Source organism: Azospirillum sp. A26 (assembly GCF_042604635.1).
GTDB classification, from domain to species: Bacteria; Pseudomonadota; Alphaproteobacteria; order Azospirillales; family Azospirillaceae; genus Azospirillum; species Azospirillum palustre.
Genome location: NZ_CP170472.1, coordinates 1,456,717 through 1,473,492, shown reverse-complemented (window position 1 = coordinate 1,473,492; position 16,776 = coordinate 1,456,717). Strand labels below are relative to the sequence as shown.

The window sequence follows — 16,776 nt, the reverse complement described above, 5'->3', positions numbered from 1 at the left end:
GTCACAGGACAGGCTGTGTCACGGGGCCTGCCCGCCGACAAGGCGGGCCGATCCTAAGCTGCACCCGCCGGCACGGCGCGCTATGCCGGGACACGGCAGTGGACGGCTTGCCGCACTGTGACGGCCGTCACAGCCGCGGCAGCCGCAGCCGCCCAAGATCGCAGCGGTGCAACGGAGCCGGAGGCCAACCACCGTGTTCGGAACGGGCAGCGTCAGTTACGAGGTACAGAGCCGCCGCGAAGGCCGTTGGCGCATCGAGGGGGCCTACACCGACCAGGAATCGGCGCTGTCGGCCGCCCGCTCGCAACTGGCGGCGACCGGCGTGGAAGAGGCGAAGGTGGTGAAGTTCCGCACTGTCGCCGGCCTGTCGCTGGAAACGGTGATCCTGCACAAGACGGTGCCCCAGACCCAGCGCAAGGGCCTGACCCTGGGCGGCACCGCGGAGGGTGCGCCTTTCTGCCGCACGCCGGACGACCTGCGCGGGTTCGAGAGCCGGGTGGTGATCGGCCGGCTGCTGCGCCCCTATCTGGACGCCCAGCGCATCACCCCGACCGAACTGCTGCATTCCTGGCCGCTGTTCCGCCGGCTGGAGGAGCAGGGGGCGCTGCTGGGCGCCGCCATCCATGCCGCCGCCCGCCACCATGCCGATGTCCACGGCGTCTCCCATGCCGCCCGCGCCCGCGAGCTGCGCCAGCTGGTGGAGGCGGTCAGCGGGGCGGCCCGCGACGCCCTGGCCGAACGGCGCCGGCTGCCGCGTTTCGATGCCGCCGACCTGCCGGGCACCAGCGGCGCCATCGACGAAGCGGTCGGGCCGGGCGGCCATGACGCGCTGTTCCTCGTTCTGCTGTCCCAGCATCTGGAGGCCGGCGGGCCGCTCGCCGGGAAGCTGGACATGCTGCTGGCGCTGATCGGCGAGGATGTCGAGCCGCGGCATCTGGTCCTGCTCGACGGCGTGATCGCCGACATCACGGGATCCGCCGACACGGTGAAGGAGTTGCTGGGCGCGCAGCCGACCCTGCATGCCGGGCTCGGCGCCCTTGCCGACGCCCTGTTCGACCGCGATCCCGATCCGGCGTTGGTGCCGGCGCTGGCGCCGATGGCCCCCTCGCTGCGCCGGGTCTGCCGCCTTGCCCTGGAAGGCCGCCTGCCGCAGAGCCGGGCCGTCCTGGTGGAGCGCCTGCGCCAGAGCATCGCCGGCGACCAGCCGCTCGACCGCCGCGACGCCAAGGTGGAAGCGGTGCTGACCCATGACCTCGCCGCCCGGTTGAAGGGGGCGGACGGCGCGACGCTCGGCGGGGCGGCCATGGAAAAGGCGCTGGAGCGCCGTCTGCTGCGCCATCGCCAGTCGGTCCTGCGCGCCCAGGGCATGCACGACATCGCCGACCGGCTGGCAAGTCGTTAGGAGGACGGCCGGTAAGGGTTTCCATCGGAATGGGACGGTCTCCGGAATCCTTGGTCTCTTTCGGGCTTGATGCTAAAAACGCCGCTTCTGTTCTCGCGTCGTCGTCGGAAAGCCCCTGTCATGTCGCAAACCCCGCTCTGGCGCATCGCGCTGGTCGTTCCCGAAGCCCATGCGCCCGCCTTTGCCGAGGCGGTAGGCGACCATGCCGATGCGGTGTCGACCTTCGAACTGGAGGAAGGCGGCAACTGGCTGGTGGAGGCGACCCTGTACGGCGCCCCGGACGAGGCGCGGCTGCAGTCCCGCGTCGCCGTGCTGGCCAAGGCCCTGGGCATCGAGGAGCCGCGGCTGGCTGTCGAGAACCTGCCGCCGATCGACTGGGTGTCGCATAGCTACCAGGGCTTTCCGCCGATTCGCGCCGGGCGCTTCTTCGTCCATGGCTCCCACCATGAAGGCATCGTGCCGGCCGGCAGCATCCCGCTGCTGGTCGATGCCGCGACCGCCTTCGGCACCGGCGAGCATGGCTCGACCAACGGCTGCCTCCAGGCGCTCGACCGGCTGTCGCGCCACCTGAAGCTGCCGCGCGGCGGCCGGCGCGGCGCGCTCGACATGGGCTGCGGCTCGGGCATCCTGGCGCTGGCCGTTGCCAAGCGCTGGCGCGTGCCGGTGACGGCGGTCGACATCGACCCGGAGGCGGTGCGCGTCACCCGCATCAATGCGGCGCTGAACGGTCAGAAGGGCATGATCCGCGCCCAGGGAGGCGACGGCTACCACACCCGCATCGTCGGCCGGCACAAGCCCTACACCCTGATCACCGCCAACATCCTGGCCCGCCCGCTGTCGCGCATGGCGCCGCAGCTGCGCCGCCACCTGAAGAAGGGCGGCTATGCCGTGCTGGCCGGTCTGCTGAACCGGCAGGAGCGCCACGTCATCCAGGCCCACCGCAACCAGGGCCTGCGTCTGGTCGCGCGCATTCCGGTCGGGGAATGGACCACTCTCGTGGTGAAGCGCTGATCCAGAGGGGCGTTAATTCGGGGGCCGTTGAAACAAAAGGGCCGGCTTGCGACTTCCCTTAGGGACGATGTTCCGAAATCTTGCTGGGGAGCCACCATGCTGAACCGCATCCGGTCCTTGTTCACGGGCGACGACGGCATCGAGCCGGGCGAGGACGCCCTGCAGGCCGCCGCCGCCGCCCTGATGGTCGAGGCCGCGCGCACCGACGACACCATTTCCGAGGCTGAGCGCGACCGCATCCTGTCGGCGGTCCGCAGCCATTTCAAACTGAGCGAGGAGGAGGCGCAGGACCTGCTGTCCGCCGCGGTGTTCGACACCGAGGACGTCTCCCCCTATCTCCGCTACGTCAGCGTCATCATGGACCGCTGCCCGCCCGGCCACCGCCTCTGGATCATCGAGATGCTGTGGGAGGTCGCCTACGCTGACGGCGCCCTGAACGATCTGGAATCGAGCCTGCTGCGGCGCATCGGCGGCCTGCTGCACATCTCCGACGTCGAGCGCGGCGAGGCCCGCAAGCGCGTGCTGGCGCGCCTCGGCCTACCGGACGACGCCGGTTTGCCGGTCTGACCGCGACACCATGATCTGAACTCTGTGCGATGGACGCGTGAGGGGGTGGCGCGATGCCGCTCCTTCACGCCTCCATAAAAACCATCAGCGCCGAATCCAAGGCTCGACCCGAGCCGCTCCGATGGTTCCGCCCGCCTTTCGACAGCTGTCCTGCTGCGACGAGCGTGCTGCCGATGATCTCCTGGCCAAATGCCGCCAAGGCGATGGGGCCGGGAAAGTTCACGAAGACGTGGGGGCCGAATATCAAGCAGTCCAAAGTGCAAGCATTTTCTGCGCATCGGCGTGGTCAGGGTTCAGCAATAGTGCTTCTCGCATGTCCTGTGTTGCCTGCGCATGGTTTCCCAGCATTTTGTAGACATAGGCTCGGTTGTACTTGACCCAAAACGGAACATAGCCGCAGTTCTCAGCCGCATCGAACTCTGTCAGCGCCCGCTCGCAATCGCTCGGGCTGTTTTGATACAGCATGATGGCGAAGATGTAGTGGCCGAATCCGTCATTGGGAAAGTCCGTTACATAGCTTTCCGCCGCTTTTTGCCAGTCCGGCAGTGCGAGTGGTGTCTGGGCATAAGCGGCAAGCACTGCACGTCGCGGGTCGATCAAGGCCGGATTAACACGGCCGAATCCATTGACCTCAGCCTCCACCGACGGTGAGAAAGCCGCATCCAGATCCCTGAAAGTATCCCCGAAATAGCTGTAAAGATTGCTCGCTGAATAGAATGACAGGTTTTTCTCATCCCACGCATCGATCAGATTTTTGTAGATGGTTTCACACTTGATGAGTTTCTCATCCTCTTCCTCCATCAAGTCGGGAAGGGCGCTGCGGTCGAACTGGTTTGCCTCGTGAATTGCAGCGCCGGAAATGACAGCATTCGTGCCCAGCCGTTCGTTCAGGCTGTGGAATACACGTTCTGAATAACGCTCCATCGGGATCGCGCAGACATTCGGCAGGAAGCTCATGAATCGCATCATGAGCGCCACCGACATTATCCAAGTGTCCAGGATCTCGGTGTAGCTGTTTCCCGGAAACATCCGGCGCATGGATATGGTGGCCTGCAACGGATTTCGAAATGTGAAGATGTAAGTCGCACTGAAGTAATTTCTGGCGAAAAAATCCCAGATGGCCATCTGTTCTGTGCGAGACGGGCCGAGAGCGACTTTGTCGCCGACCCGCCGATAATATTTCGACAGCTCGGACAGGACTTGTTTTCCGGTCACATGGTTGGGAACACCGGGTGGAACATAGTGTCCCTTTTGCCATGTGCGTTTCCGCTGCAATCCACGGCGGTTGAAAACGTCCGCATAATGAGAAACGTTCTGATACCAGTAGATTTCTGCTTCCTGGAGGATGCAGATCTCAGGATCGGTATTCAGGATATGAGTCAATACTGTTGTGCCGGAGCGAGCGTGACCAATGATGAAAATCTCTGGACCCATTTCGAACCGCTTCTCCATTGACGATGAAATCTCATCAGGCCGCTCTGCATTCTAATGTCAGCTCAACCGTTCCGCCGCAGAAAAGAAAGCTCTGAAATCGAACTAAAGTGATAAATCACCTGCGAATGCATTCAAAAATTGCGCATTTTGGTGAAATTAGAGAGAAATTCTGACATCGGGAGGAGATTTGTCGCATTTACTTGAGGTCCCTTCGATGAAGTACCCGGATGCTGGAGCCTGACAGCGTCACCCTCGACAGGGCCGGCTATGCCGATGGTAAATCTGCAATTACGGAGAGAATTGGAGGGCCGCCGCCCCGCCGCTTGCGCAGGACCGGCGGCGTGCCTAGCCTGTGTCCACAGGATTCACTCTTCCGAGGAACAGGTTCCGTGCCCAGCGCGATTCCCTCCGCTGCCTATCGTGGCGACGACGCCCTTGCGACCCTGCTGACCGAGGCCGGGACCGGCCGGTCTCCCGCCGATGTCCGCGCGCTGCTGGCCGGCGTGCTGGCGGCGCCGGAGGGGGAGGAGCCCGCCGCCTGGACCGTCCTGGTTGGCGAAAGCCTCCCGCCGGCCCTGGCCGAACAGCTCCACGCGCTGAAGGCGCAGCTCGCCGCCGAGGCGCCGACGGCCCAGCCCGGTCCGGCGCAGCGGCTGGACGATCTGCGCGCCGCGCTGAAGCGCCGTGACCTCGACGGCTTCATCGTGCCGCGCGGGGACGAGCATCAGGGCGAATATGTGCCGCCGCGCGCCCAGCGGCTGGGCTGGCTGACCGGCTTCACCGGCTCGGCCGGCAATGCGGTGGTGACAACCGACCGTGCCGCGATCTTCGTCGATGGCCGCTACACCCTCCAGGTCCGCAGCGAGGTGCCGGCCGAGCTGTACGAGTACAGGCATCTGATCGAGGACCCTCTGGCCGACTGGATCGTCGCGGCGCTGCCCGAAGGCGGACGCTTCGGCTTCGACTCCTGGCTGCACACCATCGGCTGGGTGGAGAAGACCCGCGCTGCCCTGGAGCGCGCCGGCATCCTGCTGGTGGCCTGCGAGGACAATCCGCTCGATTCGGTGTGGCAGGGCCAGCCGCCGGCCCCGCTCACCCCGGTGGTGCCGCAGGACGAGGCCTTCGCCGGCGAAAGCTCCGCCGACAAGCGGGCCCGGCTGGCCGACGAGCTGGGGCAGAAGGGCATCGCCGCCGCGGTGCTGACCCAGCCGGACAGCATCGCCTGGCTGCTGAACATCCGCGGCGCCGACGTGCCCTGCACGCCGCTGCCGCTGTCCTTCGCCATCCTGTCCGCCGATGCGTCGGTGGAGCTGTTCCTCGACCCGCGCAAGCTGGCGCCGCAGACCCGCGCCCATCTGGGCAATCGGGTGCGGGTCCGGCCGGTCGAGGAGTTCGGCGCCGCGCTCGACGCCGCCGCCCGCGGTTCCGCCCGCGTGCTGGCCGACCCGACCTGCACCTCGGCCTGGATCGTCGACCGGCTGCATCTGGCCGGCGCCAGGGTGGAGCGCGACGGCGACCCCTGCGCCCTGCCCAAGGCCTGCAAGAACGCGGCGGAGCTGGCCGGCACCCGTGCCGCCCATGTCCGCGACGGTGCCGCCCTCGTCCGCTTCCTGCACTGGTTCTCGGAAGTGGCGCCGACCGGCAGCCTGACCGAACTGGCGGTGGTGGAGCGGCTGCTGGCCTGCCGGCGCGAGAATGAGCGCTTCCGTGGCGTCAGCTTCGACACCATCGCCGGGGCCGGTCCCAACGGCGCCATCGTCCATTACCGGGTGACGCCGGAGACCGACCGCCGGCTGGAGCCGGGCAGCCTGTTCCTGCTGGACAGCGGCGCCCAGTATCTGGACGGCACCACCGACGTCACCCGCACGCTGGCGGTCGGCGAGCCCGACCCGGCGATGGCGGCGGAGATGCGCGACCGCTTCACCCGCGTGCTGAAGGGCCACATCGCCCTGTCCACCGCGCGCTTCCCGCGCGGAACCACCGGCTCGCAACTGGACGTGCTGGCGCGGCTGCCGCTGTGGCAGGCGGGGCTGGATTATGACCACGGCACCGGCCATGGCGTCGGCAGCTTCCTGTCGGTGCATGAGGGGCCGCAGCGGGTGTCGAAGGTCGGCAACACCGTCGCCTTGCAGCCGGGCATGATCCTGTCCAACGAGCCCGGCTATTACAAGACCGGCGCCTACGGCATCCGCATCGAGAACCTGATCGTCGTCCAGCCGGTGGAAGATCTGGCGGGTGAGCTGGCCGGGGCCGAGCGGCCGGTGTTGGAGTTCGAGCCGCTGACCCTGGTGCCGATCGACCGCGCGCTGATCGAGCGGGCGCTGTTGAGCGATGCCGAGGCCGCCTGGGTCGACGCCTATCATGCAAGGGTGCGCGAGTCGCTGTCGCCGCTGCTCGACGATGCCGCCCGCGGCTGGCTGGCGCAGGCGACCGCACCCCTGTGAGCGGAGCGGGCGGCTGTATCAATTGTCGGCCGGAGGCTGGGGGTGCCCCTGATTCCGCAAGATGTTGCCGCTCGTGGTAACACGTTCTTTACCCAGCTGCTTCAGTGTGACCCAAGGGGATGACTTTTGGCGGCAGTTAGGGCACTACAGTCGGCATCACTTCCCGGATTACGGCGCAGCCCCCGCGCCGGGTGGGCGTAACGGCCGGTCAGACACCGGCAACGGATTATTGCGGAGACGTCTAGATGAAGATCCTCGTCGTCGATGATTACGCCACCATGCGGCGCATCGTGCGGAACCTGTTGACCCAGATCGGCTACACCGACATCGACGAGGCCGGCGACGGCGTGTCGGCGCTGGCGAAGCTGCGTGAGAGCAAGTTCGGCCTCATCATCTCCGACTGGAACATGGAGCCGATGACCGGCTTGCAGCTCCTGAAGGAAATCCGCGCGGATGCGAAGCTGGCGGCGACGCCCTTCATCATGGTCACCGCCGAGAGCAAGACCGAGAACGTCATCGCCGCCAAGCAGGCCGGCGTGAACAACTACATCGTCAAGCCCTTCAACGCCGACACGCTGAAGCAGAAGATCCAGGCCGTCATCGGCGGCTGATCTTCGGGCTTGCGATGTGGGGGTAGCAAGGACGGCACCCGCCGTCCGGCGCCCGGTTCGGCCGCCCGGGTCAGCGGGGCGGCCGGCTGATCCAGTTTGGGGAGTGGACCGGTTTGGAGCAGCTTCCGCAGCTGTCCGATGAAGAGTTCGAGCAGATCGAGGACGCCATTGCCCGATCGGCGAAGGGCAGGGCATTCCTGCGGCGGCTCCACCGGCGGTCCCTCGGGGCCGCGACGGAGGAAGTGCGCGCCATGCTTCAGGAGTTCCGCGACTCCTGGAGCCGGCAGAACGAAGCGGTGGAGGCCGGCAAGCATGTCGGCGTTCTGCGCAGAGAGCTGATGGAGATGGCCGCCTCGATCGAGCAGGCGAGGCGGGAAGTGGCGGCGCTGCGTCCCCCCGACGGCTCGGGCGACAAGATATTGTCGGCGACCAACGAGCTGGACGCCATCGTCATCTCCACCGAACGCGCGTCCTTCGAAATCCTGAACGCCGCCGAGCGGCTGATGGATCTGTCGGGCAAGCTGCGGGCCGGCGGCGCCGATCCGGCGCTCTGCAGCGATATCGACACCCAGGTCAACGACATCTTCACCGCCTGTTCCTTCCAGGATCTGACCGGCCAGCGCACCAGCAAGGTCGTCAACGCGCTCCGCTATATCGAGCAGCGCGTCATGGCCATGATCAGCATCTGGGGCGAGGACGGGCTGGCCGGCATCATGGTCAAGGAAGAGCAGACGGACACCCGTCCGGATGCCCATCTGCTGAACGGTCCGCAACTGGATGGCCATGGCGTCAGCCAGGCCGATGTCGACAGCATGTTCGACAGTCCGGCTCCGGCCGCCGCTCCGCCGCCGCCTCCGGCCGCCGCTCCGGTGCAGTCGAGCCAAGCCGACATCGACAGCATGTTCGACGCGCCAATGCCCGCTGCGGCCCCCGCGGCCGCTCCGGTCAAGTCCAGCCAGGCGGATATCGACAGCATGTTCGATGCCCCGGCAGCCGCCCCTGCGGTGGCGAGCCAGTCCGACATCGACAGCATGTTCGACGCCCCCGCCCCGGCGAAGAAGCCGGTTCCGAAGCCGCCGGGCGCCGCCCCGAAGGCGAAGGCCGCTTCCAAGCCCGCATCGCCGCCCCCGCCGCCCGCAGCGGCGGAGCCGCCGGTCCCGCTGGATCAGGCGGCCATCGACGCCCTGTTTGGGTAAGGGTCGGCGCCAAGCCGACGGACTCCGAAGCCGACAAAGCCGAGCCGACAGAGCCTCATGGGTTTCCCGGATTGACCGCCCCAGCCCGCCGATGGCCGGATGGGGCAGGTCAGCCGATCAGAACGCAGAACCGACACGCGACCAGACATCCATCACCACAGGCCACAAGGCGGCCGTTTCCGAGAGGCGGGACCGAGGATGAAGCAGATGACCAAGCCCTTCATGGCCGAGCTTCAGAAAGCCCGCAAATCCGGGCACCCGTTCCAGGCATTGATCGAAGATGGCGCCGCCGCGGCGGCGCTTCCGGCGCCGACGCAGGTGGTTCAGGCCGACAACACCGAGGTGCTGCGCGCCATCGGCGATCTCGGCGCCAAGCTCGACCGCTTCCTGACCATGGATGCGGCGCAGATCGACCAGATCCAGGTGGAGATCGCCGACATCTCCGGCCGGATCAAGGCGACCAAGGTGGAGATGGCCGCCATCCGCCACCCGCTGGCCGGCGACGACAAGTTCCAGCAGGCCAGCCAGGAACTGAGCGCCGTCGTTTCCGCGACGGAGGCCGCGACCAACACCATCATGGCCTGCGCCGAAGAGCTGGAAGAGGTGGTGTCGGAGCTGAAGTCGTCGCTGCCGGAGGGCTATCACAACGACCGCGTCAACGACATGGTCGATGTGATCGTCCGCATCTATGAGGCCTGCAACTTCCAGGATCTGACCGGCCAGCGCATCACCAAGGTCGTCCGCGCCATGTCCTTCATCGAGGAACGCGTCGATGCGATGATGGGCCTGTGGAACAGGCGCGAGTTCGAGGCGATGCCGCTGCCGCCCTCCGTCACCAAGAAGGACGAGAACCTGGACCTGCACGGGCCGGCCGAGGCCACGCCCGACAGCGGCAACATCAGCCAGGCCGACATCGACGCGCTGTTCGGCTAAGGCGCTTCCGATCCAAATTCCGCCGCGGGCGGGGAGGGGCATATCGCCCACCCCCGCGTTACCGCTTGCGGCGCCCTTACCCCGGCGTGCTATACAGGGGCAACTTCGAAAGCGCCCAAGACGACGATGCTTCCTCGCCCGTACCGCCTGCCGCTGACGGCCATTCTCCTGTCCGCCGCCCTCTCCGCCTGCTCCTCCACCAAGGAGGATGCGTATGTCGAGCGTCCGGCCGACCAGCTCATGTCGGAAGCTGACGCGGCGATGCGCGAGGAATCCTACAAGAAGGCCGCCAAGCTCTACGACGAGGTGGAGCGCCAGCATCCCTATGCGGATGCGGCCAGCAAGGCGCAGCTTCTTGCCGCCTACGCCCAATACCAGGATCTGAAGTACGACGACGCCATCCTGGCGCTCGACCGCTTCATCCAGCTTCATCCGGGCAGCCCGGATGTTGATTACGCCTATTACATGCGGGCGCTGTGCTATTACGAGCAGATCACCGACGTGCGCCGCGACCAGCGGATGACGCGCCGGGCGCTCGACGCCCTGCAGGAGGTGGTCCGCCGCTTCCCCGACAGCAAATACGCCCGCGACGCGAAGCTGAAGATCGACCTGACCAACGATCACCTTGCCGGCAAGGAGATGGAGGTCGGGCGCTTCTACCTGCGTCAGCATCAGTACACCGCCGCGATCAACCGGTTCCGCGCCGTCGTTGAAAACTACCAGACCACGTCCCATGTGCCTGAGGCGCTGCACCGTCTGGTGGAGTGCTATCTGGCGCTGGGCGTGACCGACGAGGCGAAGGCCGCCGCGGCCGTGCTCGGCCACAACTTCCCCGGCAGCGAATGGTACACGGACAGCTACGCACTGCTGGTGGACGCCAATCTGCGTCCCGAGCGAAACGAGAAGTCCTGGCTCAATCGAGCCTGGAACTCCCTGTTCTAGGACGCTCCATGCTCGTGTCGCTGACGATCCGGGACGTCGTCCTGATCGAGCGATTGAGCCTGTCCTTCCGCAAGGGCCTGTGCGCCCTGACCGGTGAGACCGGCGCCGGCAAGTCGATCCTGCTCGACGCGCTGGGGCTGGCACTCGGCGCGCGTGCGGATTCGGGCCTGGTGCGCCACGGCGCCGATCAGGCCTCCGTGACCGCGGAGTTCGAGCTTTCGGGCGACCACCCGGCATTCGCCATCCTCAAGGAACAGGGTCTCGACTCCGATTCCGGCGATGGCGCACTGGTGATCCGCCGCACCGTCAACACCGATGGGCGCAGCCGCGCCTGGGTGAACGACCAGCCGGTCGGCGTCGGCCTGTTGAAGACGCTGGGCGCCGAGCTGGTCGAGGTGCATGGACAGTTCGACACCCATGGGCTGCTGAACCCGCAGACCCACCGCGGCGTGCTCGATGCCTATGCCGGCCTGTCCGCCCAGGCGGCGCAGGTCGCCGCGTCCCACCGGGCCTGGAGGCAGGTGGAGGATGCGCGCCATTCCGCTGCCGCCGACATCGCCCGCGCCCGCTCCGAAGAGGAATATCTCCGCCACGCCGTGGCCGAGCTGGACGCGCTCGCTCCCAAGACCGGCGAGGAGGAGGAACTGTCGGAGACCCGCGCGGTGCTGATGCATCGCGAGAAGCTGGTCGACGGCATGAACGCCGCCTATGCCGACCTGTCGGGCGACCGCGGCGTCGAGCGCGCCTTGTCCTCGGCCATCCGCACGCTCAGCCGCATCGCCGACCGGGCCGGCGGCACGCTGGATCCGGTGATTGCCGCCCTCGACCGTGCCGCGACCGAGGCGGGGGAGGCGATTGCCTCTCTCCAGGCCGTTTCCAGCGGCGTCGACATGGACCCGCGGGCGCTGGAAAAGCTGGAGGAGCGGCTCTTCGCGCTGCGCGCCGCCGCCCGCAAGCATGGCGTCGATGTCGATGCGCTTGCCGCCCTGCGCGAGGAGATGGCCGGCCGCCTGCTGCTGATCGAGGATCAGGGCGACCTGCTGGCCAAGCTGGCGAAGGAGGCCGAACAGGCCCGCGCCGTCTTCCACAAGGCCGCCGAAGCGCTGGGCACGGCCCGTCGCGAGGCCGCCGGCCGGCTGGACGTGGCGGTTGCCGGCGAACTGGCACCGCTGAAGATGGAGAAGGCGAAGTTCCGCACGCTGGTCGAGCCGGTCGACGAGTCGGAATGGAGCGCGTCGGGCATCGATCGCGTCGCCTTCCAGGTCGCGACCAACCCCGGCTCGCCGCCGGGCGCGCTCAACAAGATCGCATCGGGCGGTGAACTGGCGCGCTTCATGCTGGCGCTGAAGGTGGTGCTGGCGCAGACCTCCACCGTCGGCACTTTGGTGTTCGACGAGGTGGACACCGGCATCGGCGGCGCCGTCGCCGCCGCGGTGGGCGAGCGGCTGGAAACGCTGGGCCATGGCCTGCAGGTGCTGGTCGTCACCCACAGCCCGCAGGTCGCGGCGCGCGGTGCCGTCCATTTGAAGGTGCAGAAATCGCAGAAGGGCGAGCAGGTCACCACCGGCGTCGCCGAACTGGACGGCGACGAGCGGCGCGAGGAGATTGCCCGCATGCTGTCAGGCGCCACCGTCACCGCCGAGGCCCGTGCGGCGGCCGACAGCCTGATCGCCGGCCGCGGCTGACGCCCGGAGCGCATGCTCTGAAAAGGAGTGTCACTCCCCGGCCAGCGCCTCGGCATGGCGGCGGAACAGCCGGACGAGGGCATCCACCACCGCGGCCACCGCCGGCGCATCGCGCCGGCGGTGGACCAGCAGATGGACGTCCTCGCTGAGCGCGGCCGGTGGATCGACGACGCGGACCAGCGTCGGCTCGGCATCGCCCAGCACGCAAGGCAGCAACGTCAGCCCCATCCCGCGCCGGGCGGCATCGAGCCGCATCGGCAGTTCGCTGAGCCGGGCGACGATGCGGGCGCCGCGGTCGCGGACCGTGTCGTCCAGCCATCCCGATTGCGATGGCCGCCGCCGTGTTTCCGGCAGCCCGACCACGGGCGTGCCGTCCCAGCGTCCGGACCAGTCGTCGCGCAGCCCCCGCATGGCATAGAGGGTGAAGCCGAAGCCTCCCAGCCGGCGGGTGACTAGATCGCCTTCGACCGGCACCCGGTCCATGCGCAACGCGATGTCGGCCTCGCGCTGGGCCAGGTTCAGGGCGCTGCGGGTGCTGAGGATGGTCAGGTCGGCGCCGGTCTCCGCCAGCAGCTCGGCCAGATGCAGGGTGAGGAAGGCGGAGACGGAGGTCGTCGCCGTCACCCGCACCGGCTGTGCCGTCGCGGCCAGACGGTCGGCGTTGCGGGCGAAGGCCGCGGCGGCATCGCCCATCGCCGCGGCGCTGTCCAGCACGGAGCGGCCGAGCGCCGTCAACTCCAGCCGGTTGGGCAGCCGGTCGAACAGCGGACCGCCCAATGCGTCCTCCAGCCGTTTCAACCGGCGGCCCAGGGTCGGCGGGCTCAATCTCAGCCTCTGGGCCGCGCCGGTCAGGCTGCCGCACCGTGCCGTGGCCAGGAAGGCGCGGATGTCCTCCCAGTCGAGATCCCCGCTGCCCAGACCTCCGTCGTCGATCATCCAATCCCCGTCCGAATCGCCCGGTCCGGCGGGGCGGGCGGAGGCCATCACCGCGGCAGCAGGCCGTGAAGGGCGGCATACTGCAACAGCATGATGGTCTTGCCGTCCAGGATCGCCCCGCTGCCGACCATGGCAAGGGCATCGGCGAAGGTCAACTCGACCACCTCGATGTCCTCGCCCTCCTCGGCAAGCCCGCCCCCCTCGCTGCGGTCGGCGGCGCGGTATTCGGCGACGAAGAAGGCCAGCCGTTCCGTCACCGAGCCGGGGCTCATGAAGGCGTCGAACACCCGGCGCGGCGCCTGGACGATCACGCCCAGTTCTTCGGCGGCCTCGTCGCGGATCGCCTCCTCCGGGCTGCGGTCGTCGAGCAGGCCGGCGCAGACCTCCAGCAGCGGTTCCGCATGGCCGTTGACGTAAGCCGGGAAGCGGAACTGCCGGGTCAGCAGCACGGTGCCGCGGGTCGGATCGTAGAGCAGCAGGGCCGCCCCATTGCCACGGTCATACGTCTCCCGGCTTAGGGTCTGCCAGCTGCCGTCACTCCGCCGATAGTCGAAGGTGGTTTTCTTCAGCACATACCAGTCGTCGGACAGCAGCGTGACCTCGCGGATGCGGATGCGCTCGTCCGAGGCAATGGAATCGTCGGCAGGGAAAAGGATTGTCATGGCGCATCCCGATAATCATTGAACGACCGTTACCCTGCGTCATGAGCGGCTTGCGGGCAGCCCACCGAAGATGAAAGGGCGCCTTGCGGAAATTTGTGGCTGCCGCTGACCTTCGGCAACAATGCTTATTTTCAGTTGAAGAAAAGTTGCGACGAAGCGAAAGCGCTGCCGGTGTAGCCAAAGGCCGATAGTCATTATCATACGCAAGCACGTTCCAAATCTTATCCTATGTTAAGTTAACGGCCCTTAATTAGAACGTAGGAATAGCCATTTTGGAGCGTTGCGGCGTTCCAGACTCCTGCCTAAATTGTTGATGAATTCCCTTGGCTGCGCGTGACAAACGACGCCGGTCCAGCTTCCGCTAGAGGTCGCGTTTGTCTGAAGTCTTCGTTCGATGAGTGGCCCGGTTCCTACGGGGTCTGTCGACCTCACCGATTGCGACCGGGAGCCCATCCACCAGCTGGGCCTGATCCAACCGACCGGTTTCCTGATCGCCGTCACGGCCGATTGGATCGTCGTCCATGTCTCGGCCAACATCGGACGCTGGCTGGGGGTCGAACCCGACGATCTGCTCGGGCATCCGCTGGCCGCCTTCATTTCAGGCGAGGCGTTGCACACCATCCGCGGCCGGTTGCAGGTCGCCCACATCAACGGCAGCGTCGAGCGTGCCTTCAGCGTCCATCTGTCGGACATCGCCCCGGTCTGCGACGTGGCGGTCCATCTGTCCGGCTCCACCATCGTCATCGAGGCGGAGCCGAGCGAGGGCGAGGGGCCGCAGGATTCGGGGTCGCTGCTGCGCTCGATGATTGCGCGGGTCCAGAACACCCGCGGCTTCGACGCCTTCTGCCGCGAGGCAGCGCGCCAGATGCGGGCGCTGACCGGATTCGACCGGGTGATGGTCTACCGCTTCGCCGACGACGGGGCGGGGGAGGTGATCGCGGAATCGGCGGTGCACGGCATCGGCAGCTTCCTCGGCCAGCGCTATCCGGCTTCCGACATCCCGCAGCAGGCCCGGCGCCTGTATGAACGAAGCTGGCTGCGTTGCATTTCCGACGTGAATGCGCCGCCGGTGCCGATCGTGCCGACGGTCGATCCGATGGGCCAGCCGCTGGACTTGTCGCTCAGCCTGCTGCGCAGCGTCTCGCTGATCCATGTCGAGTATCTGCGCAATATGGGGGTGAACGCCTCGCTGTCGGTGTCGATCCTGCGGCATGGCAAGCTGTGGGGCCTGTTCGCCTGCCACCACCGCCATGCCCGCTCGCTCTCCTTCGAGCGCCGGACCACCGCCGAGCTGTTCGGCCAGATGGTCTCGCTGCTGCTGGAGGGGCGGGAGCGCGAGCAGGAAAGCCAGCAGGAGGCCCAGGCCCGCCGCGCCCATGTCCGCATCATGTCGATGCTGGCCGACAGCGAATCGCCGCTGGACAGTCTGGTCACCTTCGCGACGGAGCTGCGGGCTCTGATCGACTGCGACGGCTTCGCCTGCTGCATCGATGGCCAGCTGCATATGGAAGGCGAGACGCCGACGCGGGAGGAGACGCTTGGCGTCATGCGGTTCCTGCACCGGACGCCGCCAAGCAAGATTTATCTGACCGACCAGCTTGGGGCGGTGCATCCGCCGGCCCGCGATTTCACCGAGCGGGCCTGCGGCCTGCTGGCGATTCCGGTGTCGCGGATGCCGCGCGATTATCTGGTCTTCTTCCGCAAGGAGCTGGTCCGCACCGTCACCTGGGGCGGCGACCCGACCAAGCCGGCGCAGTACGGCCCTAATGGTCCGCGCCTGACCCCGCGCAAGAGCTTCGAAGCCTGGAAGGAGACGGTGCATGGCCGCTCCAAGCCCTGGACCGAGCTGGACGAGCGCAACGCCGAATCCCTGCGGGTGACCCTGCTGGAGGTGGTGCTGCGGCTGGCCGACGTCGCCGGCCGCACCCGCAAGGAGGCGACCGAACGGCAGGAGCTGCTGATCGCCGAATTGAACCACCGTGTCCGCAACATCCTCAGCCTCGTCCGCGCCCTGGTGCGGCAGAGCGAGTCCGGGGCGGAGACGGTGCAGCAGTTCGCCGCCATCGTCGCCGGCCGCATCGAGGCGCTGGCCCGCGCCCATGACCAGATCACCGCCGACAATTGGGGGCCTGCCTCGCTGCGGGCCCTAATCGTGGCGGAGATCGGCGCCTATCTGTCGGCCAGGAGCGAGCGGGTGCGGCTGAGCGGGCCGGAGGTGCTGCTGGCGCCGCAGGCCTTCTCCGTCTTCGCGCTGGTGGTGCATGAGCTGACCACCAATTCGGCCAAATACGGCGCGCTCAGCGACAGCAGCGGCTGGGTCGAGGCCGACTGGTCCATCGATGCGGGCGGGCGGCTGCTGATCGACTGGCAGGAGAATGGCGGCCCGCCGGTGCGGGCGCCGTCGCGCACCGGCTTCGGCACCACGGTGATCGAGCGCTCGGTTCCCCACGACCTGCAAGGCGAGGCGGAGGTGACCTATGCCCTGTCCGGCCTGCGCGCCCGCTTCATGATCCCGGCGCGGTTCGTCACCATCGCCGACAGCCTGCCCAGCGGGAACCGGCAAAGCCTTTCGGTGCCGGCGGCCGATTTCTCCATCGGCGGCCCGGTGCTGCTTCTGGAAGACAACATGATCATCGCCATGGCGACGGAGGACGTGCTGCTCAGCTTCAACGCCAGCCGCGTCAACACCGCCGCCGGCGTCCGCCACGCCCTGCGCCTGATCGACGAGGATCCGCCGGTGGTCGGCGTGCTGGACATCAATCTGGGCAACGAGACGTCGGTGGCGGTGGCCGAACGGCTGCGGGAGCTGGGCATCCCCTTCGTGTTCGCGACGGGCTATGGCGAAAGCGTCGCGGTGCCGGAGCGGTTCGCCGACGTCCCGGTGCTGAAGAAGCCCTACGGGTCGGATCAGGTGGTGCAGGTGCTGGCGTCGGTGATGGGGTAGGACGCCCGT

13 protein-coding genes are annotated in these 16,776 nt (G+C 67.4%); 10 read left to right on the top strand and 3 right to left on the bottom strand.

The features are described 5' to 3' along the window. Nucleotides 1-193 precede the first annotated feature (193 nt). The 3 genes from ABNQ39_RS07540 to ABNQ39_RS07530 all read left to right on the top strand — a co-directional run bounded on the left by ABNQ39_RS07540 (nucleotide 194) and on the right by ABNQ39_RS07530 (nucleotide 2,980). On the top strand, nucleotides 194-1,402 hold the full coding sequence (locus ABNQ39_RS07540; RefSeq protein ID WP_376959737.1) for a hypothetical protein: 1,209 nt from the start codon (nucleotides 194-196) through the stop codon (nucleotides 1,400-1,402). Nucleotides 1,403-1,522: 120 nt separating this feature from the next. Continuing rightward, the gene (locus ABNQ39_RS07535) at nucleotides 1,523-2,413 is read left to right on the top strand and encodes a 50S ribosomal protein L11 methyltransferase (protein WP_376959736.1); all 891 of its coding nucleotides are present in this window, start codon (nucleotides 1,523-1,525) and stop codon (nucleotides 2,411-2,413) included. 96 nt (nucleotides 2,414-2,509) lie between these two features. After that, on the top strand, nucleotides 2,510-2,980 hold the full coding sequence (locus ABNQ39_RS07530; protein WP_376959735.1) for a TerB family tellurite resistance protein: 471 nt from the start codon (nucleotides 2,510-2,512) through the stop codon (nucleotides 2,978-2,980). A gap of 243 nt (nucleotides 2,981-3,223) precedes the next feature. Here ABNQ39_RS07530 and ABNQ39_RS07525 read toward each other — a convergent pair whose 3' ends face one another. After that, a complete protein-coding gene (locus ABNQ39_RS07525) occupies nucleotides 3,224-4,432 on the bottom strand; it encodes a sulfotransferase (RefSeq protein WP_376959734.1) in 1,209 nt (402 codons plus the stop codon). A gap of 371 nt (nucleotides 4,433-4,803) precedes the next feature. Here ABNQ39_RS07525 and ABNQ39_RS07520 point away from each other — a divergent pair, with 371 nt between their 5' ends. From ABNQ39_RS07520 to recN, 6 genes are all read left to right on the top strand, one after another. Further along, nucleotides 4,804-6,858, top strand: coding sequence for an aminopeptidase P family protein (locus tag ABNQ39_RS07520; RefSeq protein WP_376959733.1), 2,055 nt, complete (start codon nucleotides 4,804-4,806; stop codon nucleotides 6,856-6,858). Nucleotides 6,859-7,103: 245 nt separating this feature from the next. Beyond that, nucleotides 7,104-7,469 (top strand): chemotaxis response regulator CheY, encoded by a 366-nt coding sequence (locus ABNQ39_RS07515; RefSeq protein ID WP_012974572.1) that lies wholly within the window; start codon nucleotides 7,104-7,106, stop codon nucleotides 7,467-7,469. 113 nt (nucleotides 7,470-7,582) lie between these two features. Next, complete coding sequence (locus ABNQ39_RS07510) at nucleotides 7,583-8,665, top strand: protein phosphatase CheZ (protein ID WP_376959732.1); 1,083 nt, start codon at nucleotides 7,583-7,585, stop codon at nucleotides 8,663-8,665. Between the two features lie 207 nt (nucleotides 8,666-8,872). After that, on the top strand, nucleotides 8,873-9,598 hold the full coding sequence (locus ABNQ39_RS07505) for a protein phosphatase CheZ (RefSeq protein WP_246307267.1): 726 nt from the start codon (nucleotides 8,873-8,875) through the stop codon (nucleotides 9,596-9,598). A 126-nt stretch (nucleotides 9,599-9,724) separates the two neighbouring features. After that, nucleotides 9,725-10,540 carry an outer membrane protein assembly factor BamD gene (locus tag ABNQ39_RS07500; protein WP_109449154.1) on the top strand — a complete coding sequence of 272 codons (816 nt, stop codon included), beginning with the start codon at nucleotides 9,725-9,727 and terminating at the stop codon, nucleotides 10,538-10,540. Nucleotides 10,541-10,548: 8 nt separating this feature from the next. Next, complete coding sequence (gene recN / locus ABNQ39_RS07495; protein ID WP_376959731.1) at nucleotides 10,549-12,225, top strand: DNA repair protein RecN; 1,677 nt, start codon at nucleotides 10,549-10,551, stop codon at nucleotides 12,223-12,225. A gap of 30 nt (nucleotides 12,226-12,255) precedes the next feature. Here recN and ABNQ39_RS07490 read toward each other — a convergent pair whose 3' ends face one another. Beyond that, nucleotides 12,256-13,161 carry a LysR family transcriptional regulator gene (locus ABNQ39_RS07490; protein ID WP_376959730.1) on the bottom strand — a complete coding sequence of 302 codons (906 nt, stop codon included), beginning with the start codon at nucleotides 13,159-13,161 and terminating at the stop codon, nucleotides 12,256-12,258. A gap of 47 nt (nucleotides 13,162-13,208) precedes the next feature. Beyond that, nucleotides 13,209-13,823 carry an NUDIX domain-containing protein gene (locus tag ABNQ39_RS07485; RefSeq protein WP_376959729.1) on the bottom strand — a complete coding sequence of 205 codons (615 nt, stop codon included), beginning with the start codon at nucleotides 13,821-13,823 and terminating at the stop codon, nucleotides 13,209-13,211. A 394-nt stretch (nucleotides 13,824-14,217) separates the two neighbouring features. On the opposite strand from ABNQ39_RS07485, the gene ABNQ39_RS07480 reads away from it, so the two are divergent. After that, the gene (locus ABNQ39_RS07480; protein WP_376959728.1) at nucleotides 14,218-16,767 is read left to right on the top strand and encodes an HWE histidine kinase domain-containing protein; all 2,550 of its coding nucleotides are present in this window, start codon (nucleotides 14,218-14,220) and stop codon (nucleotides 16,765-16,767) included. The last annotated feature ends 9 nt before the right edge of the window (nucleotides 16,768-16,776 follow it).